This window comes from Pantoea sp. SM3, assembly GCF_000963995.1.
In the GTDB taxonomy this organism is placed as follows: Bacteria; Pseudomonadota; Gammaproteobacteria; order Enterobacterales; family Enterobacteriaceae; genus Pantoea; species Pantoea rwandensis_B.
The window spans coordinates 18,457-35,063 of record NZ_JZRD01000031.1; the positions used below are offsets into that span (position 1 = coordinate 18,457).

Genomic DNA, 16,607 nt, shown 5'->3' on the forward strand with positions numbered 1-16,607 from the left:
CGTCAATGCCGATGTAAGGATAATTGCGCACGATCAGTTTAATCTTATTACAGTCATAGCCTTTGTATGGCTTTTCTTGATCTGTGGCATCTTGTAGAATGCGCCTCACAAAGCCCTGACAAATATTGGGACATCCCAACCCGAATCACCATGACGCTGCTTGCTCTCGGAATCAACCACAAAACCGCACCTGTTGCGCTGCGCGAACGCGTTGCGTTTCTGCCAGACACGCTGGATCAGGCTCTGAATAGCCTGCTATCTCAGCCGATGGTTCAGAGTGGTGTGGTGCTCTCAACCTGTAATCGTACTGAACTCTATCTCAGCGTAGAGCAGCAGACAGATTTGCAGGAGAGGTTGGTGCGCTGGTTGTGCGAGTATCACGATCTGCGTGAAGAGGATGTCCGCGCCAGCCTTTACTGGCATCAGGACAACGCCGCCGTCAGCCATCTGATGCGCGTGGCCAGCGGTCTGGATTCGCTGGTATTGGGCGAACCGCAAATTCTCGGCCAGGTGAAAAAGGCCCATGCTGATTCTTCGCGTGACCATGCGCTAAGCAGCGAGCTGGAACGCATGTTCCAGAAAACCTTCTCCGTCGCCAAACGTGTTCGCACCGAAACTGAAATCGGTGCCAGCGCGGTCTCTGTCGCCTTCGCCGCCTGTTCTCTGGCGCGTCAAATCTTCGAATCACTCAGCACGGTAAATGTGTTGCTGGTGGGCGCCGGGGAAACCATCGAGTTAGTGGCGCGTCATCTGCGTGAACATAAAGTGCAGAAGTTGATGATCGCCAACCGCACGCGCGAGCGTGCACAGTTGCTGGCCGATGAAGTGGGCGCCGAAGTGATTGGGTTGGGCGATATTGAAACGCGCCTCGCCGATGCGGATATCATTATTTCTTCTACCGCCAGCCCGCTGCCGATTATTGGCAAAGGCATGGTGGAGCGCGCGTTGAAAGCACGTCGCAACCAGCCGATGCTGCTGGTGGATATCGCCGTACCACGTGATGTCGAACCTGAAGTGGGCAAGCTGGCGAACGCCTATTTGTATAGCGTCGATGATCTGCAAGCGATCATCGAGCAGAATATGGCACAACGCAAAGCCGCTGCCGTCCAGGCCGAAAGCATTGTTGTACAGGAAAGTGGCGAATTTATGGCGTGGCTGCGTGCGCAAAGCGCGGGCGACACCATTCGCGAATACCGCTCACAGGCTGACGACGTGCGTGCCGAGTTGCAGGAGCGTGCGATTGCCGCGCTGCGTCAGGGCGCGGATGCCGAGAAAGTCTTGCAAGAGTTAGCGCACAAGCTGACCAACCGTCTTATTCATGCACCAACCAAATCACTGCAGCAGGCCGCGCGCGATGGCGACAGCGAACGCCTGCAGATCTTACGTGACAGCCTCGGTTTAGAGTAATCTGATCTGTCACGACCTATCACTGGGATACCCTCTATTACATGAAGAGCTCTATTGTTGCCAAGCTGGAAGCCCTCCAGGAACGCCACGAAGAAGTTGAAGCGTTGCTGGGCGATGCCGGCGTCATTGGCGATCAGGAACGTTTTCGCGCGTTATCACGCGAATATGCACAGTTGACCGATGTGACCCGTTGCTTCCGCGACTGGCAGCAGGTGCAGGAAGATATCGAAACGGCTGAAATGATGCTCGACGATCCTGAAATGCGCGAAATGGCTAACGAAGAGTTAAAAATCTCGCGTGAGAAGCGTGAAGGTCTGGAGCAGCAGCTTCAGGTGCTGCTGCTGCCGAAAGATCCTGACGATGAACGTTCCTGCTTTGTTGAAGTGCGCGCCGGAACAGGCGGTGACGAAGCGGCGATTTTCGCGGGCGATCTGTTCCGTATGTACAGCCGTTATGCTGAAGCACGCCGCTGGCAGGTTGAGATCATCAGCGCCAACGAAGGTGAGCACGGCGGCTACAAAGAGGTAATCGCACGTATTCATGGTGAAGGCGCTTATGGTCGCCTGAAGTTTGAATCCGGCGGTCATCGCGTTCAGCGTGTACCGGAAACCGAATCACAGGGCCGTATTCATACCTCTGCCTGTACCGTGGCGGTGATGCCGGAATTGCCTGAAGCAGAAATGCCAGAAATCAACGCGGGCGATCTGAAAATCGATACCTTCCGTTCTTCAGGGGCTGGTGGTCAGCACGTTAACACCACCGACTCGGCGATTCGTATTACCCACTTACCCACTGGTATTGTGGTGGAGTGCCAGGACGAACGTTCGCAGCACAAAAACAAAGCCAAAGCGCTGGCGGTGTTAGGTGCGCGTATTCATGCCGCCGAAACCGCTAAGCGTAATGCGGCAGAAGCCTCAACCCGCCGTAACCTGTTAGGCAGTGGCGATCGTTCCGACCGCAACCGCACTTACAACTTCCCGCAGGGACGAGTGACCGATCACCGTATTAACCTGACGCTATACCGCCTGGATGAAACCATGGAAGGCAAGCTGGATACGCTGATTGAGCCGATTGTGCAGGAGTATCAGGCCGATCAGCTGGCCGCGCTGGCTGGACAGGATTGATGATGATTCGCCACTGGCTCAAGCACGCAGTGGTCGCGCTCTGTGGCGGAGACAGCCCGAAACGGGATGCGGAGATTTTGCTGGGGTTCGTAACGGGAAAATCACGCAGTTGGCTGGTGGCGTTTGACGATCACGAACTGGACGCCTCTCAGCTTGCCCTGCTCGATGCGCTTCTGGCGCGTCGGGTAAACGGCGAACCGATTGCGCATCTGGTGGGCGAACGTGAGTTTTGGTCGCTGCCGCTGCGCGTTAATGATGCCACCTTGATTCCACGACCGGACACCGAAGTGCTGGTGGAGCAGGCGCTACTCCGCATACCTGCAACCGCATCCTCCTTACTCGATCTTGGCACCGGCACGGGTGCTATCGCGTTAGCGCTGGCGAGTGAACGTCCTGACTGCCAGGTGCTGGGCTGCGATCGAATCCCACCTGCTGTAACGTTAGCTGAAGAGAACGCTCAGCGACTGCATATCAGCAATGCACGTTTCCTGCTTAGCCACTGGTTTAATGACATTCCCGCTCAGCGTTTCGATGTCATCGTCAGTAATCCTCCTTATATCGACGCCGCCGATGAACATCTGCAGCAGGGAGATGTGCGCTTTGAACCGCTCAGCGCACTGGTCGCCGACGAGGCCGGGCTGGCCGATTTACGTTTGATTATTCACCGTGCCCCACAGTGGTTGCAGCCTGGCGGCTGGCTGTTGCTGGAGCACGGCTGGCAGCAGGATAAAGCGGTGCGCGAGATCATGACGCAGCACGGCTACCAGCAGGTCAGCAGCATTAACGATTATGGCGGCAATCCGCGCGTCACACTTGGGCAATTTTTTTGATTTGAGGAAGCACCATGGCAAGCTGGTATCCGCTGGTTAAACATTTTCACCTGCTGACGGTAGCGTTGACGATCAGCTTGTTTCTGCTGCGCTTTTACTGGTTAACCACCGGTTCAGCGATGCTTCAGCGCCGCTGGGTACGCATTGCGCCGCATATTAATGACACCTTTTTACTGCTCAGTGGCGTGTGGCTGGTGGTGATCACACACTTTTATCCGTTCTCACCACAAGGAAGCTGGCTGACGGAGAAGCTGTTAGGGGTTATTATCTACATCGCCTTAGGTTCCGTGGCATTGAGCCGTCGCCCACGCAAGATGGGGACACGTTGGATCGCTTGTCTGATTGCAATCGTAGCACTGCTGTTTGTGATTAAGCTGGCGATGACCAAAATGCCGTTATTGGGGATAGCATGACCTCGCCAGAGCTAGTTGATTACAGTGAAACACCGTTGAGTGAAGCGGTGATTGGCGCAACCTGCGCCATACGCAATGATTTTTCTGCCCCATCCGTTCAGCAACAGCTGGCGGCATTAGTTGAAGAAGCACGGGAATACGTCAGCAGCGAACAGGATGCCGACTTGCAACTGGGCAAGTTGCTTGAATTGTTTTATCGCCAGTGGGGCTTTGGTGGCGCCAGCGGCGTCTACAATTTGTCCGATGCGCTGTGGATCGATAAAGTGCTGAAGAGCCGACAGGGCACCGCCGTATCGCTGGGGGTGATTCTGTTACACATCGCCGACGAGCTGGAGCTGCCGCTGATCCCGGTGATTTTCCCCACTCAGTTGATTCTGCGTGCAGACTGGCTGGACGGTGAAATGTGGTTGATCAACCCTTTCAACGGCGAAACGCTGGATACACATACGCTGGAAGTGTGGCTGAAGGGCAATATCAGCCCGACCGCGAAGCTCTACAATGATGATCTGGATGAAGCCAAAACCATCAACGTGATGCGTAAAATGCTGGATACGTTGAAAGCGGCGCTGATGGAAGAGAAGCAGATGGAACTGGCGCTCAATGTCAGCCAAGTACTGCTGCAAATTGATCCCGATGACCCTTATGAAATCCGCGATCGGGGGTTAATCTACGCTCAGCTTGAGTGTGAACATATCGCACTGACCGATTTGACCTACTTCGTTGAACAGTGTCCAGAAGACCCGGTCAGCGAAATGATTAAAGTGCAGATTCACGCAATTGAACAGAAACAGGTGACGCTGCACTAAGCGTCATCTCGACAATAAGGAAAGGGCATGACTCAGAAAGTAGTAAATATCGGCGATATCAAGGTCGCAAACGATCTGCCATTTGTTCTCTTTGGTGGCATGAACGTGCTGGAATCGCGCGACCTCGCCATGCGTATTTGCGAACACTATGTAAAAGTGACCGACAAACTCGGTATCCCTTACGTGTTCAAAGCCTCTTTTGACAAAGCTAACCGCTCTTCCATCAAATCCTACCGTGGTCCGGGTCTGGAAGAGGGCATGAAGATTTTCCAGGAGCTGAAACAGGCGTTCGGCGTGAAAATCATCACTGATGTGCATGAAGCTTCACAGGCGCAGCCGGTGGCGGATGTCGTTGATGTGATTCAGCTGCCTGCGTTCCTGGCGCGTCAGACCGATCTGGTGGAAGCGATGGCGAAAACCGGTGCAGTCATCAACGTTAAGAAACCGCAGTTCGTTAGCCCAGGCCAGATGGGTAACATTGTCGACAAATTCGCGGAAGGCGGTAACGACAAAGTGATCCTGTGCGACCGTGGCAGCAACTTCGGTTATGACAACCTGGTTGTCGATATGCTGGGCTTCAACGTGATGAAGAACGTCACCAACAACAGCCCGGTGATTTTCGACGTGACCCACGCACTGCAGACGCGCGATCCATTCGGTGCGGCTTCAGGTGGACGTCGTGCGCAGGTCGCTGAACTGGCTCGCGCGGGTATGGCGGTGGGTATCGCCGGTCTGTTTATTGAAGCGCACCCAGAGCCGAACAGCGCGAAATGCGACGGTCCATCCGCGCTGCCGCTGGATAAGCTGGAGCCATTCCTGGTGCAGATGAAAGCGATTGATGATCTGGTGAAGAGCTTCCCGGAACTGGATACCAGCAACTAATTGGGCTATCCAGATGTAAGAAAGGCGCCGATGGGCGCCTTTTTTTGCTTTGAATCTGAGCGTCGCACGCTACAGCATAATTGTCAGTAAATAGCCGGCGAACAGAGCCAGATGCGCGGCGCCGTTCAGCACATTGGTACGCCCGGTTGAGAACGAAATATGGCACAAAATCAGCGCGGCACTCATGATCACCATATGTGGTGGCTCAAGACCAAATATCAGCTGCTGACCGGTCAGGGTAGCGATGATGCTCACCGCCGGCACCGTCAGGGAGATGGTGGCTAATACCGAACCAAAGAACAGGTTCATCGCGCGCTGTACCTGGTTCATTAACACCGCTTTGATTGCCCCTAACCCCTCCGGCGACAGAATCAGCAACGCCACCAGGAAACCGGTGAACTGCTCAGGTGCATTGAGTTCTGTCAGCAGATGCTCCAGCGTGTTGGCGTTCATCTTGGTCACGCTGATCACGGCGATCAGATGAATGATCAACCATACCGTGTGCCACAGTGAGCTATGCGCGGAAGGTTTACCGTGATGCGGGTCGCCATCGTCACCGTCATCCTCATGCTCATAAACAAACAGGCTCTGATGTGTTTTGGTCTGAATCAGCAGGAACACGCCGTACATCGCAGCGGAGATCGCGGCAATGATCAGCGCCTGAGCCGTGGTGAAGTTACCGCCTGGCAGCGCATTCGGAAACACCAGCACCAGAATCGCCAGCGGGAAGATGGCAATCATGTACTGCTTTACGCCCGCCAGATTGACATATTGGGTGGCGAATTTGCGTCCGCCGAGCAGCAGCGCAAAGCCCACCAGACCGCCGGTCACAATCATGATGATGGAGTAGAGCGTGTCGCGCATTAGCGCGGGTGCGGCATCACCGGTGGCCATCAAGGCGGAGATCAAACTGACCTCCAGAATCACTACGGAGAGGCTCAAAATCAGCGAGCCATAGGGTTCACCCAGGCGGTGTGCCAGCACGTCAGCATGACGTACCACGCTGAAAGCACTGCAAAGGATGGCGACCAGCGCCAACAGGTTGATGCCGATAACCGGCAATAATGCCGTCTGACCGCCAAAGAAGCTCAGCACCGTCAGCGCGACAATCGGGAAAATCAGTGAGTACTCGGTATGTCGGGTTTTCTCATGTGTAGCCATTCACCATCCTCTCCGGCAAAAAGAACAAAACAGGCGATCAGTGCCTGATAAATATAATGACTTTTCTGACGCAGCGCAGTGTAACTTTTCAACAGTTGTGTTTCAGGCTTTTTACGCGACTTTACTTAGTCAGGTTTTTAATGCTAACACGTCAAAATTAGGTGTTATCAACCAATAACATCTAATTTTCATGCTGTTGAAAAATAGTAATGTCACTCTTTTGATAAAATGATGCCTGTTTTTACCTGATTGGAATGCGGTTTATTGGCGCTTTGGGGGTTAAAAAAACCTTGTGTAACTAAAGTACATGTTTGCAATTTTTCCGCTATCTTCCAGACTTAATAGGATCCATAAATCAGGAGGAATCATGCCGTATTCATCCAATCGTGAATTGCCTGACAGCGTGCGCCATGTCCTGCCAAATCACGCTCAGACCATTTATCAAAAGGCGTTCAATAGCGCCTGGGATCAGTATAAAGATGAAGAAGACCGCCGTGGTGATGAATCACGTGAACAGGTTGCGCACAAAGTTGCCTGGGCAGCAGTCAAGCATGAGTACGCCAAAGGCGATGACGACAAATGGCATCCTAAGCACTAGCCACACTCGCGGGTCATAGCGACCCGCTTCACTGTTTTCATTCCCCCTATTCAAGTTATCTGCCAGGCAGCCGATGCTATTTACAAAGAATTTCCCCTTTGTGATCGGGGTCAATCTTGAAACTTTTGTTAAAAATGCATTAATGTCTTCTCTTAAGTCGACGCAACGCGTGTTGCCTGTAAGACATCATCTTTGAGGAGCCGAACCGACAGGATGTCAGCGCAGTAGAGGAGGTCGCATTGTTAACCCGGGAATTTCTTTTAAAAGCGGATTGTAAAACATCGTTTGGCGATATCGACGAAGCGCTGCTGTGGAGCTGTGAAAAGCGTGCCGCGTCACTCGCTGCCACACTGGCTTGTCGCCCTGACCAGAGCCCGGTGTGGATTTTTGGCTATGGCTCCCTGATGTGGAACCCGGTTTTTGAGGCGGAAGAAGTGGCTTCCGGACGACTCGAAGGCTGGCATCGTGCTTTCTGTCTGCGTCTGACCGCCGGCAGGGGCACGGTATCGACGCCCGGTCGAATGCTGGCGCTAAAAGAAGGCGGTTCAACCAGCGGTCTGGCTTTTCGTTTACCTGAAGCGCGGCTGCATGACGAGCTGGAGCTGCTGTGGAAGCGCGAGATGATCACCGGCTGTTATCTGCCCACCTGGTGCGAACTGGAACTGGACGATGCTCGCAAAGTGACGGCGTTGGTATTTATCATGGATCCGCGTCACCCGCTGTATGAAGCAGATTCCTGTCGCAGCACCATCGCACCGTTGATTGCCCAGGCCAGCGGACCATTGGGCACCAATGCTCAGTATCTCTACTCCCTCGAACAGGAGTTGGGTAAACGCGGCATGCAGGAAGACGCGTTGACGCGTCTAGCCGCTGAGGTGAGGGCGCTGCAGCAATCTGCAGCGCGTTAACTACGGTTTACCCGGATTAATCAGCCAGGTTCCGGGTTTGTCGATGGTCAGTGATTGACTCATTACCTGGCTGCCATTTTGCACTTCAATTCGATAACTTCCCGCCGCCAGATTGAGTGAAGCAAAGCCACTGCTGGTGGGTTTCACCTCCTTCGCTTCGCCGTTGAGCAGCACTTTCTCGCCCTCCTGCAAGCGCAGATAGACGGTTGCCATACCTGGCGCGCTGGCTGCCGCACTCTGACTCGCCACCGGCGCTGAGGCAGAAGGGGTCGCGGCTATCGGAGCGGTTTCACTGTGGCGATTGGTTTTCCACACCACCACCACCACGGCCAGAATGGCAATGGCCGCGGCGGCGACCAGACCAGGCGAAAGGCGACGCACGTTGCGTGGCGTGACAGGTTCAATCGCCGCCGCGGCATGATTCACCGCCATCACCTGCGGTTCAGGCACCGGCACTACGGCGACGGGTTCAGGCGTTGGGGCTTCTACGGTGACCGGGAAGGTGGTGACCAGTGCTTCAACGTCACTCACCGGCAAATCGATCAGGCTGGCAAACGCATCAATACTCTGCGGACGGTCACCGGGTTTCATTGCCAGCGCACAGTCGATAGCATGCAGTAGCGGCAGCGAATAGCCTGCTGGCTTGCGTTCAACCAAGGGTTGATAGTTATCCTCGATGCAGCGCACCACGCTGACAGGCGGCGCGTGGCCGGTAATCAGATTGTGCAGCACCGCGCCTAGCGCATAGATATCGGTCCAGGGGCCTTGCTCTACCTCACCTTCTTCGCTGTATTGCTCAATCGGGGCAAAGCCGGGCTTCAGCATGATTTCGGTTTCATCAGAGAGATTGCCGATCTCCTTGCGAGCTGAACCAAAATCGAGTAACACCGGCAGCTGATTTTCCTGGATTTGGATGTTATCCAGCGAAATATCACGGTGCAGATAACCGGCGGTATGGATGGTATTAATTGCGCCAAACAGCGGCGGTAACAGCCGACGAATCCAGGACTCATCGATACTGTCCGGGCTGGTCACCTGCCACTCTTTTAATGTCATCCCGCTGTAGTAGAGTGTGCCCATGTAGGCGGTGCCGTTCTCTTCCCAGAAGCGCAACACGTGCAGCAGGCCGGGATGATTGAAGCGTGCCAGCAGACGGGCTTCCTGAATAAAGCTGTTACGTCCGGCATTGAACAGTTTCTGGAAACGTTCGCCGCGCAACTCCAGTGACAGATCCGCGGCACGTACTGCCAGCGAGACGGGCATGTACTCTTTGATGGCGATGGTGCGTTCCAGCTGATGGTCCCAGGCACGGTAAACAATGCCAAAGCCGCCGCCGCCAATCACTTCCTTGATTTCAAATTCATTAAACCGGTAACCCGCAGGCAGGGCATTCGGTGTGTGGTTTTCGTTTGCCGACATAGTGAACTCTCTGAACACGTCCTGTAGCGCCTGCCAGTCTGTTGACGTCAGGCGACGACCGCTAATTAATTAATGTTACGCCAGGCACCAATCGCCGGATCGGCAAGATCCGCATGCAGGGTGTCAATCAGTAACACAGTCACTTTTTGCTGTGGCATAAACTGCGACGACCAAAGGCCGCGTAAGGTTTCAACCCGACTCTTCACCGTGTCACTGTCTTGACCTGCTGTCTTATCCATTTTAATCAGCAGATTGCCGGTGAAGCGCCACACATGTTGCTGGCTATCGAACGGCAGCACTAACCAACTCTCTTCGGCGTCCGGACGCGTCACGATCATGCGCTGTTTGTTCACCGCCACCACTTCCAGTGCCGGGCCGCTGAGCTTGAGGTTGGCAATGGGGTAGCCCTGATAGAAATTCACCGCCAGCGAGCGGGTTTTGTCACCACTCATCAGCGTTAATTCACTCGGGCCTTCAAGCCAGCCATCCGTGGAGCAGTGCTGCTGCGGGTTATCCGGAATAAATAGCGAGTCGCCGTTTTCGTCCCAGGAGGTGCGGAAATGACAACCCGCTGGTAGGGTAAAGTGCTGCAATGGGGTGCTGTCTGCCGGGCGTGAGAGATCCAGCGGGGCGGCATTGCTGGCACTGGCACTGGCGGTCGCATCGTTAATCACGATGGGTCGCCAGTTCTGTAATTTTGCTGCGCTGCCGTTGGCCAGCACGCTGCCGTCTTTATTGGTCATCTGCCACGGGATTTCATCCAGCGTGCCGCATTGATTCGCCAGCAGCGTGCCAACGCGCGGCAGGAAGCTGGTCAGAATGCTGGAATCAGTGCTTTTGCCGGAAACAATACGCAACGGCAAGGTCTCTTTGCACCAGTCGTTGGGTGAATTGCTGGCCACATTATCGATGTAGACTTCAAGCGACAGACTCGGCGAATAGACCACACGATAATCATCAGCTTGCGCATTTAGAGCCAGCAACAGGGTCGCTAAGCCCGGCAACCACACTTTCATAAGGGTCCTTGGGATCAATAACGTGTCGGCAGAAAACGTGCCGCATCAGCCTGGGAATAAAGCAGCGTCGCTTCCTGCGGTTCGCCAATCCAGATGGCCAGAGCGCTGAGATTGTCGCTTTTTACACTGCGGTTAACGGCTTGTTCCATCAAAGTCAGCCACTCTTCGCAGGCATTGACCATGCGCAGGGCTTGTTCCATCTCGTGAGTGGTCAGATTGAGCCAGAACCCGTCGGTGCAGACGAGAAACGCATCGCCATCCGTCAATGAAATCACTTCACTAAAGGTGGCTGGACGTGCAGGCTCAACGCCGAGCGCATTATAGAGTAAATTACTGTTAATTCCGGTATTTTCATAGCCTGCTTCCCGCAGCTGCTGGGCCAGACTATGGTCACGTGTCACCTGACTCAACACCCCATGACGGAAGTGATAAACCCGGCTGTCACCTGCATGCGCCCACCATGCGCGCTGTGTCTCGCGGTCAATAAACAGCGCGGCCAGCGTGGTGCTCATGCGAGCATATTTCGGATTTTTTCCCTGCGCCTCAAGCAACACCTGCTGACAGTGCTCAATCGCTGCGCGTGTGCTTTCGGGCGTGAACGTCGGGCTGTTGTGTAACTGTGTCAGTAGCGTATCCCGCACGATTTGCGCCGCTTTATCACCGCCAGGCAAACCGGCCACACCATCGCAAACCAGAAAGCAGGCTTTGTGCTCATCCAGCTCGGCCCCGGTGCGATCCTGGTTTTCATCGCGCATTCCCTGCTGGCAACGGCTGGCAAACATCATTTTCATGCGTCTTCGGTCCGAGTCTGGGAATCTTTATATTGATTCACTTCCATGTCATACGCGTGCAGGAAGGCTTCACCAAACAGGGTATGGAAGTCATCTTCAATTTCACCGGCAGTGCGTTGGTAGTGGCGTGAAAAGTAATCCCACAAGGCCGCCTTACGGCCGCCGTTAAACGGTAGCTTAGGCAACACGCCATCTTTACGTGCCTCTTCTTCCAGCCGTTGCGGATTGAAGGATTGCAGCATCGCCGCGATGATCGCGCGGATGCCAGCGATCATACCCAGTTGATGCGCCTGCAAATCCACCAGCGCATCGCGCACCGCCGCTTCTGGCGGCATAAAACCGGGCATTTGACTCTGATAAATCTGCATCAATACCGTTTTGCCCGAAGGCAAAATTTTAAACGGATTGTTTGCTTCATTGAGGATCATCGTCATATCGGCTTTCACGCCGCGTTTGAGGATCGAACGGGAAGAGAGGAGGGCAACAGTGCCTTGCGAGAACAGGCTCAGCATGCGGCCCGTCACGCGCATCTGCTCTTCGGTGATCGTCGTGAGATGGCCATTATTCAACCCCATGCCTTCCAGCAGCGCGGCCATCAACTTGTCCTGATCCGCATGCGGCAACGTGGCGGGAGCCGAAGGAGCATCACTTTGTGGATCAATACCCAGGCGTGGGTCATTACGGCGCTCCGGACGCGCCGCAGTGGGTTCCGGCACCACGTCGAATGCCTGCTGCATACCGAGTGGATCGGCCGCACTGTCCGCGAAGAACGTGAGCGGGTCATCCTGCTGGGTGCTCTGGCAGGCAGGATCGCGCACCTCAAGGCCATAATCGCCGATTTGCAGTGCATCACCATGCTGTAATTGCACTTGTGAACCGCGCTGTAGCGCCACGCCGTTCAATACCACTGAGGTCACACTGCCCTGATTGGTCAGACGGCACTCACCTTCCGGGGAGATATGCACCAACGCCTGCAAGCGTGAAATGGCGCGCGATTCGTCAGGCAGTACCAGATCGTTATCCTGACTGCGGCCAATGGTTCCCCCAGGCGGTTTGAAAGCAACCGTCTTTGCTGGCACATCCGTATTGCACTGCACAATGGTAAATTGCATGAGTCATCCTGTTAACAAGGCAAACGCTGCGGCTCATTCAAACATGGGTGGATAGAGGCCGTTGCGTCCCGGCTGTGCACCTGCCGCCGGGTTAAACAGTAACGCAAAAAGTTGCGCGGTGAGCGGCCCACTGTGTTTATGTGTGGCGTGGGCAAAACCGTCACTGCGATTACTCCACCAGTAGCTAATGTGCTGCTGGGGATCAAATTTATCCGCCACTTCACGCCAGCTCAGCGTACAGGGCAGATCATCAAAACCAATCACATCCATAATATCGCTGCGCTGATTATCCGGGACCACCAGCGGCGTCACGCGTTGCATCTGCTGCTCCAGCGCATCGGGGTTCAGCCGGTCACGCACGCCGCGCAGTAGCAGCGTGCCCAGCTCCTGAAACCAGTCGCCCGACATGGCCAGCTGAGCGCTGTGCCAGTGGCTGAGCGGAAAACTTCGCAAGGCCAGCAGCGGCCAACTGCGCCCTACGCGATCGCACGAGGGCATCAGGCAGCCCATCTGCACCTGCTGACGCAGCGGCGACAGCGGCAGAACAAAATTCCAGACAGGTGCGCGCAGAAACAGCTGAGTGGAGGCATCGGGTTGCTGATGCCAGTGCATGAGCCCCTGTTGAAACCAATGGCTCCAGGGCGTCACGGTATTCTCACTCAGGCGCTGGCGCAGGAAATCGCCGGTGGCCGGCAATTTGCCGTACCAACCCGGCGCGGTGTGCGTCGCCATGGTTACCTCACCATTACTCACTGTGTCCGGTCAATCGCTGCGAAGCCCGCTGTGGTGCAATCGCCAGCGAACTGCCATTCGCACCAGCAATTTTCAGATTTTCTGCAAGCTTGCGCATCATTAGTGCGTTATCCCGCGCATAAGGTGACGACTGAATCTGCTGATCCAGAAGCTGGCTAAGATGCCAGTCAAGCTGCTGCAAATCCCGGGCGCTGACATCATCTGGCAGATTGCGTTGAAGATTCTGCATCAGCCAGGCACGCAGGAATTCGCCGTCATAATTGCGCGGCTGATACAACATCTGATAGGCACGCAGCGCATTGCGGCTGTATTCATTGTCGTTACCGGGGTCATCGCGCAGCAAATTGGTGATTTGCTGGGCCACACGCGGTAACAGCAGAGACTTAAGCGCATTTTGATAAAGCACCCATGCCGCATCGCTTACCTGGTTGCCACGATACAGACCCACGCGCATGCTAAGCGGTGGATTGTCGAGGGAAAAGCGCTCCGACAAAGGCAACTTCACCAGGTTATTTAAGAAGGGTAGCAGATCAAAGATATTATCGGCTGGCTGATGAATCACCTGCTGACTCTGACGAGTCATCGGCTCAATACGCGCGGCGACCTGGTTAAGATATTGCTGGTTCTGGAAATAGCTGGCCAGCCATAAACCGGAGAGCAAGAGCAGTGCACCGGTCAGCGCACCGTAGCCAATCCAGTGAAACAGGCGGTTGCGGTATTCCCAGTGGCGGTTGCTGCCCGCCAGGCCACTTTCGCGGAACACCAGATCGCTCAGCAGGTCACGGATAAAGAAGCTCTGGCCTTTGTTGCCAGGGATGGGATTATTACGAGTCACGCTATCCCAGGTTGCGAAGCTACTCTCACCGGTGTGCGGCAACTGCAGCTTACGGTTGAGTTCGCCCATGATGCGGTCAAACGGTAAGCCTTCCTGCGTGCCGCTGGTAAAGAATAAGCCGCGCGCTGACCAGGCAATCTCATCCTCATGGCGCGAGAACACCACATCAAGGTACTCATTCAGCAGCGGGCGCAGGGAGCTGAACTCTTGGGGAAACAGGAAACAGTCTGCACGCAGGGTGAGATCGCGTTCGTTTGCCATCACCGTCGGCAGTTGCTGCTGCAGGCGCTGTTCTAAACGCTGATATTGCAGGCTAAAGCTGTTATGCCAGTCATCTTTGTGCGGTTTGCCGGGTTCCCATGGGAAGGTGAACCCCCAAATGGCGTCGCGCTGTGGTTTGCTCAAGCCTTCGTTAAAGCTTAAAAAACCTTTCAGCAGATCGGTCTTGGTCACCATCACATACACCGGGAAATGAATACCGGTTTGCTGATACAACTCCTGCATGCGGCTACGCAACGCGCTGGCCTGCGCATGACGTGCTTCCGCGGAATCGGTGAGCAGATCAGCCACGCTGATGGTCATGATCACGCCGTTGATCGGCTGGCGTGTGCGATAGCGTTTCAGCAGGTTAATGAAACTCTGCCACTCGGCGCCATCACGCGCACGCTGGCTCTCCTGCAGGGCATATCGCCCTGCGGTATCGATCATCACCGCGCTGTCGGTAAACCACCAGTCGCAATGACGCGTGCCGCCGACGCCGCGAATCGCCGCTTTGCCGAGGCTATCAGTCAGTGGAAACTCCAGTCCGGCATTAAGCAGGGCGGTAGTTTTGCCCGCGCCGGGCGCCCCAATCATGACATACCAGGGCAGCTGGTAGAGATAGTGGCTCTGAAAGCGTGCCAGCCAGTTCTGCTGATGACGACGACCAAACTGTGTGCGTTTCAGACGCAGTGCTGCTTCGCTGAAGCGCTGAGCCAGCAGCGTATCAGTGGCCTGACGATCGGACAGCTCTTCGTGACTCATCTCCTGCAAGCGGTTGAGGAGTTTACTGTTAAACCAGCCACGCCAGATCGCCGGGATAAACTGGAACAGCACCCAGCAAAAGAACAGCAAACCGACCAGCAGTTGACGAGGAAACACCGGCTCAAGCGGGCGGGTGTCTCCCCAGCTCCACAGCGGGCCGAGCATCCACAGCACACAGCTTAAGGCGGTGACACCAATCAGGCTCCACAGCAGGCGGTGGGTTAACAGATGTTGCAGCGATGCGCGCATCACTCACCTCCTGGATGATTGCCCAGAGTTTCCGGCGCGGCAAACAGGGTGATCTCCACACGCCGGTTGCGCGCGCGGTTTTCATTGCTGTCATTGGGCAGCAACGGATTACTGTCGCCGCGGCCTTCCGCTTTCACACTGTGCCCTTCAGCCAGTTGCGGATTCAGCAATTGGGTCACGGCGCGTGCGCGCGCGAAGGAAAATTCATAGCTTGAGGCAAAACGCCCATCCACCGGGCTGTTATCGGTATACACCGACACCAGTACCGTGCCTTTAACGGTTTTCATGGCGCTGGCAACGTGCGCCAGCAGCGCGCGACCGACCTGATTGACTACGGTACCGTCCGGGGAGAAGAGTTTATCGGCAGGTATGATCACTTTACTGCCAAATGCGCCATCGCTGACTTCCAGCTGACCGGCGGCGATCACATCATTCAAACGCTGATGCAAATCCAGCAACGCCTGAGGTGAGGTAGGTCGACGGCCAGGCATAATTTGTGGCAGCGGGGTTTGATAGATGGCGCGCAGCAGCGGCTCGGCCGCATTGCCCAGCCGCCAGTTCAGGCCGCTGTAAATCAGGCAGGCAATCAGGGCCGCTAGCATCGCGCAGGCCCAGAGCGGCACCATCGGACGGGTTAAGCGACTGACCAGAGGATGCACCTCCACCAGTGGCGCGGCCGGGTTAGCGGTCGACGGGCGGGTTTCCTGGATCAGTTGAGCGAGACGTTTACGAATCCCTTCACACTGTGCACGGCCAGCATCGCTGCCGCGATAACGGCCTTCATAGCCCAGCAGCAGGCAGTAATGAATCAGCTCCAGCAACCAAAGATGTTGCTGCGGGCTTTGCGAGACGCGGGAAAGTAGCTGAAACACTTTTTCGCCGCCCCAGCTTTCATTATGGAAAGTGACCAGCATGCCGTTCCCTGACCACACACCACGCGTACCCCACGGGGTTTGCGCGGCGGCTTCATCCAGTACGCTGCATAAGCAGTAGCGTGCACCAATAATCATCTCAAACGGCAAACCGGCTTGCTTGCAGCGATGTTCGAATTGGCGGATCTCTTCAATCAGTAACTGACGTAAACCGGCGGGATCGTCATGCGTAGCAGCCTGCCGTATACGGACAACGGCATTCAATATCGGTGCTGCGGCATTAAGCAAAAGGTTATCGTTGCCCGCGACAATGCCATCGCGGACAACAGAATCCTGGGTCATTAAATATCTTTTTTCCTGGCAATGGCGCCAGGGAGCGTCCACAGAGTGCGACCTTGCTGTGAACAA

16 protein-coding genes are annotated in these 16,607 nt (G+C 55.3%); 8 read left to right on the forward strand and 8 right to left on the reverse strand.

Annotated elements, in window-relative coordinates; translation table 11 throughout:
- The first annotated feature begins 150 nt into the window (after positions 1–150).
- The 6 genes from hemA to kdsA are packed head-to-tail and all read left to right on the forward strand — an operon-like array spanning position 151 to position 5,462.
- Positions 151–1,407, forward strand: a complete 1,257-nt coding sequence (gene hemA / locus VI01_RS17120; protein WP_038646436.1) for a glutamyl-tRNA reductase — start codon at positions 151–153, stop codon at positions 1,405–1,407.
- Positions 1,408–1,448: 41 nt separating this feature from the next.
- Positions 1,449–2,531: a peptide chain release factor 1 gene (gene prfA / locus VI01_RS17125; protein WP_038646438.1), complete on the forward strand. Its 1,083-nt coding sequence runs from the start codon at positions 1,449–1,451 to the stop codon at positions 2,529–2,531.
- Positions 2,531–3,361 (forward strand): peptide chain release factor N(5)-glutamine methyltransferase, encoded by an 831-nt coding sequence (prmC, locus tag VI01_RS17130; protein WP_045816023.1) that lies wholly within the window; start codon positions 2,531–2,533, stop codon positions 3,359–3,361. The genes prfA and prmC overlap by 1 nt, the downstream gene beginning before the upstream one ends.
- Positions 3,362–3,375: 14 nt before the next feature.
- Positions 3,376–3,774 carry a SirB2 family protein gene (locus VI01_RS17135; RefSeq protein WP_045816024.1) on the forward strand — a complete coding sequence of 133 codons (399 nt, stop codon included), beginning with the start codon at positions 3,376–3,378 and terminating at the stop codon, positions 3,772–3,774.
- Positions 3,771–4,580 (forward strand): invasion regulator SirB1, encoded by an 810-nt coding sequence (sirB1, locus tag VI01_RS17140; RefSeq protein ID WP_034824266.1) that lies wholly within the window; start codon positions 3,771–3,773, stop codon positions 4,578–4,580. The genes VI01_RS17135 and sirB1 overlap by 4 nt, the downstream gene beginning before the upstream one ends.
- Positions 4,581–4,607: 27 nt before the next feature.
- Positions 4,608–5,462 carry a 3-deoxy-8-phosphooctulonate synthase gene (kdsA, locus tag VI01_RS17145; RefSeq protein WP_038646441.1) on the forward strand — a complete coding sequence of 285 codons (855 nt, stop codon included), beginning with the start codon at positions 4,608–4,610 and terminating at the stop codon, positions 5,460–5,462.
- Positions 5,463–5,531: 69 nt separating this feature from the next.
- Here kdsA and chaA read toward each other — a convergent pair whose 3' ends face one another.
- Positions 5,532–6,623, reverse strand: coding sequence for a sodium-potassium/proton antiporter ChaA (gene chaA / locus VI01_RS17150; RefSeq protein WP_038646443.1), 1,092 nt, complete (start codon positions 6,621–6,623; stop codon positions 5,532–5,534).
- A gap of 367 nt (positions 6,624–6,990) precedes the next feature.
- Here chaA and chaB point away from each other — a divergent pair, with 367 nt between their 5' ends.
- Entirely contained in the window at positions 6,991–7,221 is a 231-nt protein-coding gene (gene chaB, locus VI01_RS17155) for a putative cation transport regulator ChaB (RefSeq protein ID WP_038646446.1), read from the forward strand.
- Positions 7,222–7,460: 239 nt separating this feature from the next.
- Positions 7,461–8,129, forward strand: coding sequence for a gamma-glutamylcyclotransferase (locus tag VI01_RS17160; RefSeq protein ID WP_038646448.1), 669 nt, complete (start codon positions 7,461–7,463; stop codon positions 8,127–8,129).
- Here VI01_RS17160 and VI01_RS17165 read toward each other — a convergent pair whose 3' ends face one another.
- From VI01_RS17165 to icmH, 7 genes are all read right to left on the reverse strand, one after another.
- A complete protein-coding gene (locus tag VI01_RS17165) occupies positions 8,130–9,548 on the reverse strand; it encodes a serine/threonine-protein kinase (RefSeq protein ID WP_045816026.1) in 1,419 nt (472 codons plus the stop codon).
- A gap of 65 nt (positions 9,549–9,613) precedes the next feature.
- Positions 9,614–10,564, reverse strand: coding sequence for a hypothetical protein (locus VI01_RS17170; protein ID WP_045816027.1), 951 nt, complete (start codon positions 10,562–10,564; stop codon positions 9,614–9,616).
- A gap of 14 nt (positions 10,565–10,578) precedes the next feature.
- Positions 10,579–11,355: a PP2C family serine/threonine-protein phosphatase gene (locus tag VI01_RS17175; RefSeq protein WP_045816028.1), complete on the reverse strand. Its 777-nt coding sequence runs from the start codon at positions 11,353–11,355 to the stop codon at positions 10,579–10,581.
- Positions 11,352–12,467, reverse strand: coding sequence for a type VI secretion system-associated FHA domain protein TagH (gene tagH / locus VI01_RS17180; protein ID WP_045816029.1), 1,116 nt, complete (start codon positions 12,465–12,467; stop codon positions 11,352–11,354). The genes VI01_RS17175 and tagH overlap by 4 nt, the downstream gene beginning before the upstream one ends.
- A gap of 33 nt (positions 12,468–12,500) precedes the next feature.
- The gene (gene tagF, locus VI01_RS17185) at positions 12,501–13,199 is read right to left on the reverse strand and encodes a type VI secretion system-associated protein TagF (protein ID WP_038646459.1); all 699 of its coding nucleotides are present in this window, start codon (positions 13,197–13,199) and stop codon (positions 12,501–12,503) included.
- Positions 13,200–13,212: 13 nt separating this feature from the next.
- A complete protein-coding gene (gene tssM, locus VI01_RS17190) occupies positions 13,213–15,327 on the reverse strand; it encodes a type VI secretion system membrane subunit TssM (protein ID WP_045816030.1) in 2,115 nt (704 codons plus the stop codon).
- Positions 15,327–16,541, reverse strand: a complete 1,215-nt coding sequence (icmH, locus tag VI01_RS17195) for a type IVB secretion system protein IcmH/DotU (protein ID WP_045816031.1) — start codon at positions 16,539–16,541, stop codon at positions 15,327–15,329. The genes tssM and icmH overlap by 1 nt, the downstream gene beginning before the upstream one ends.
- Positions 16,542–16,607: the final 66 nt, after the last annotated feature.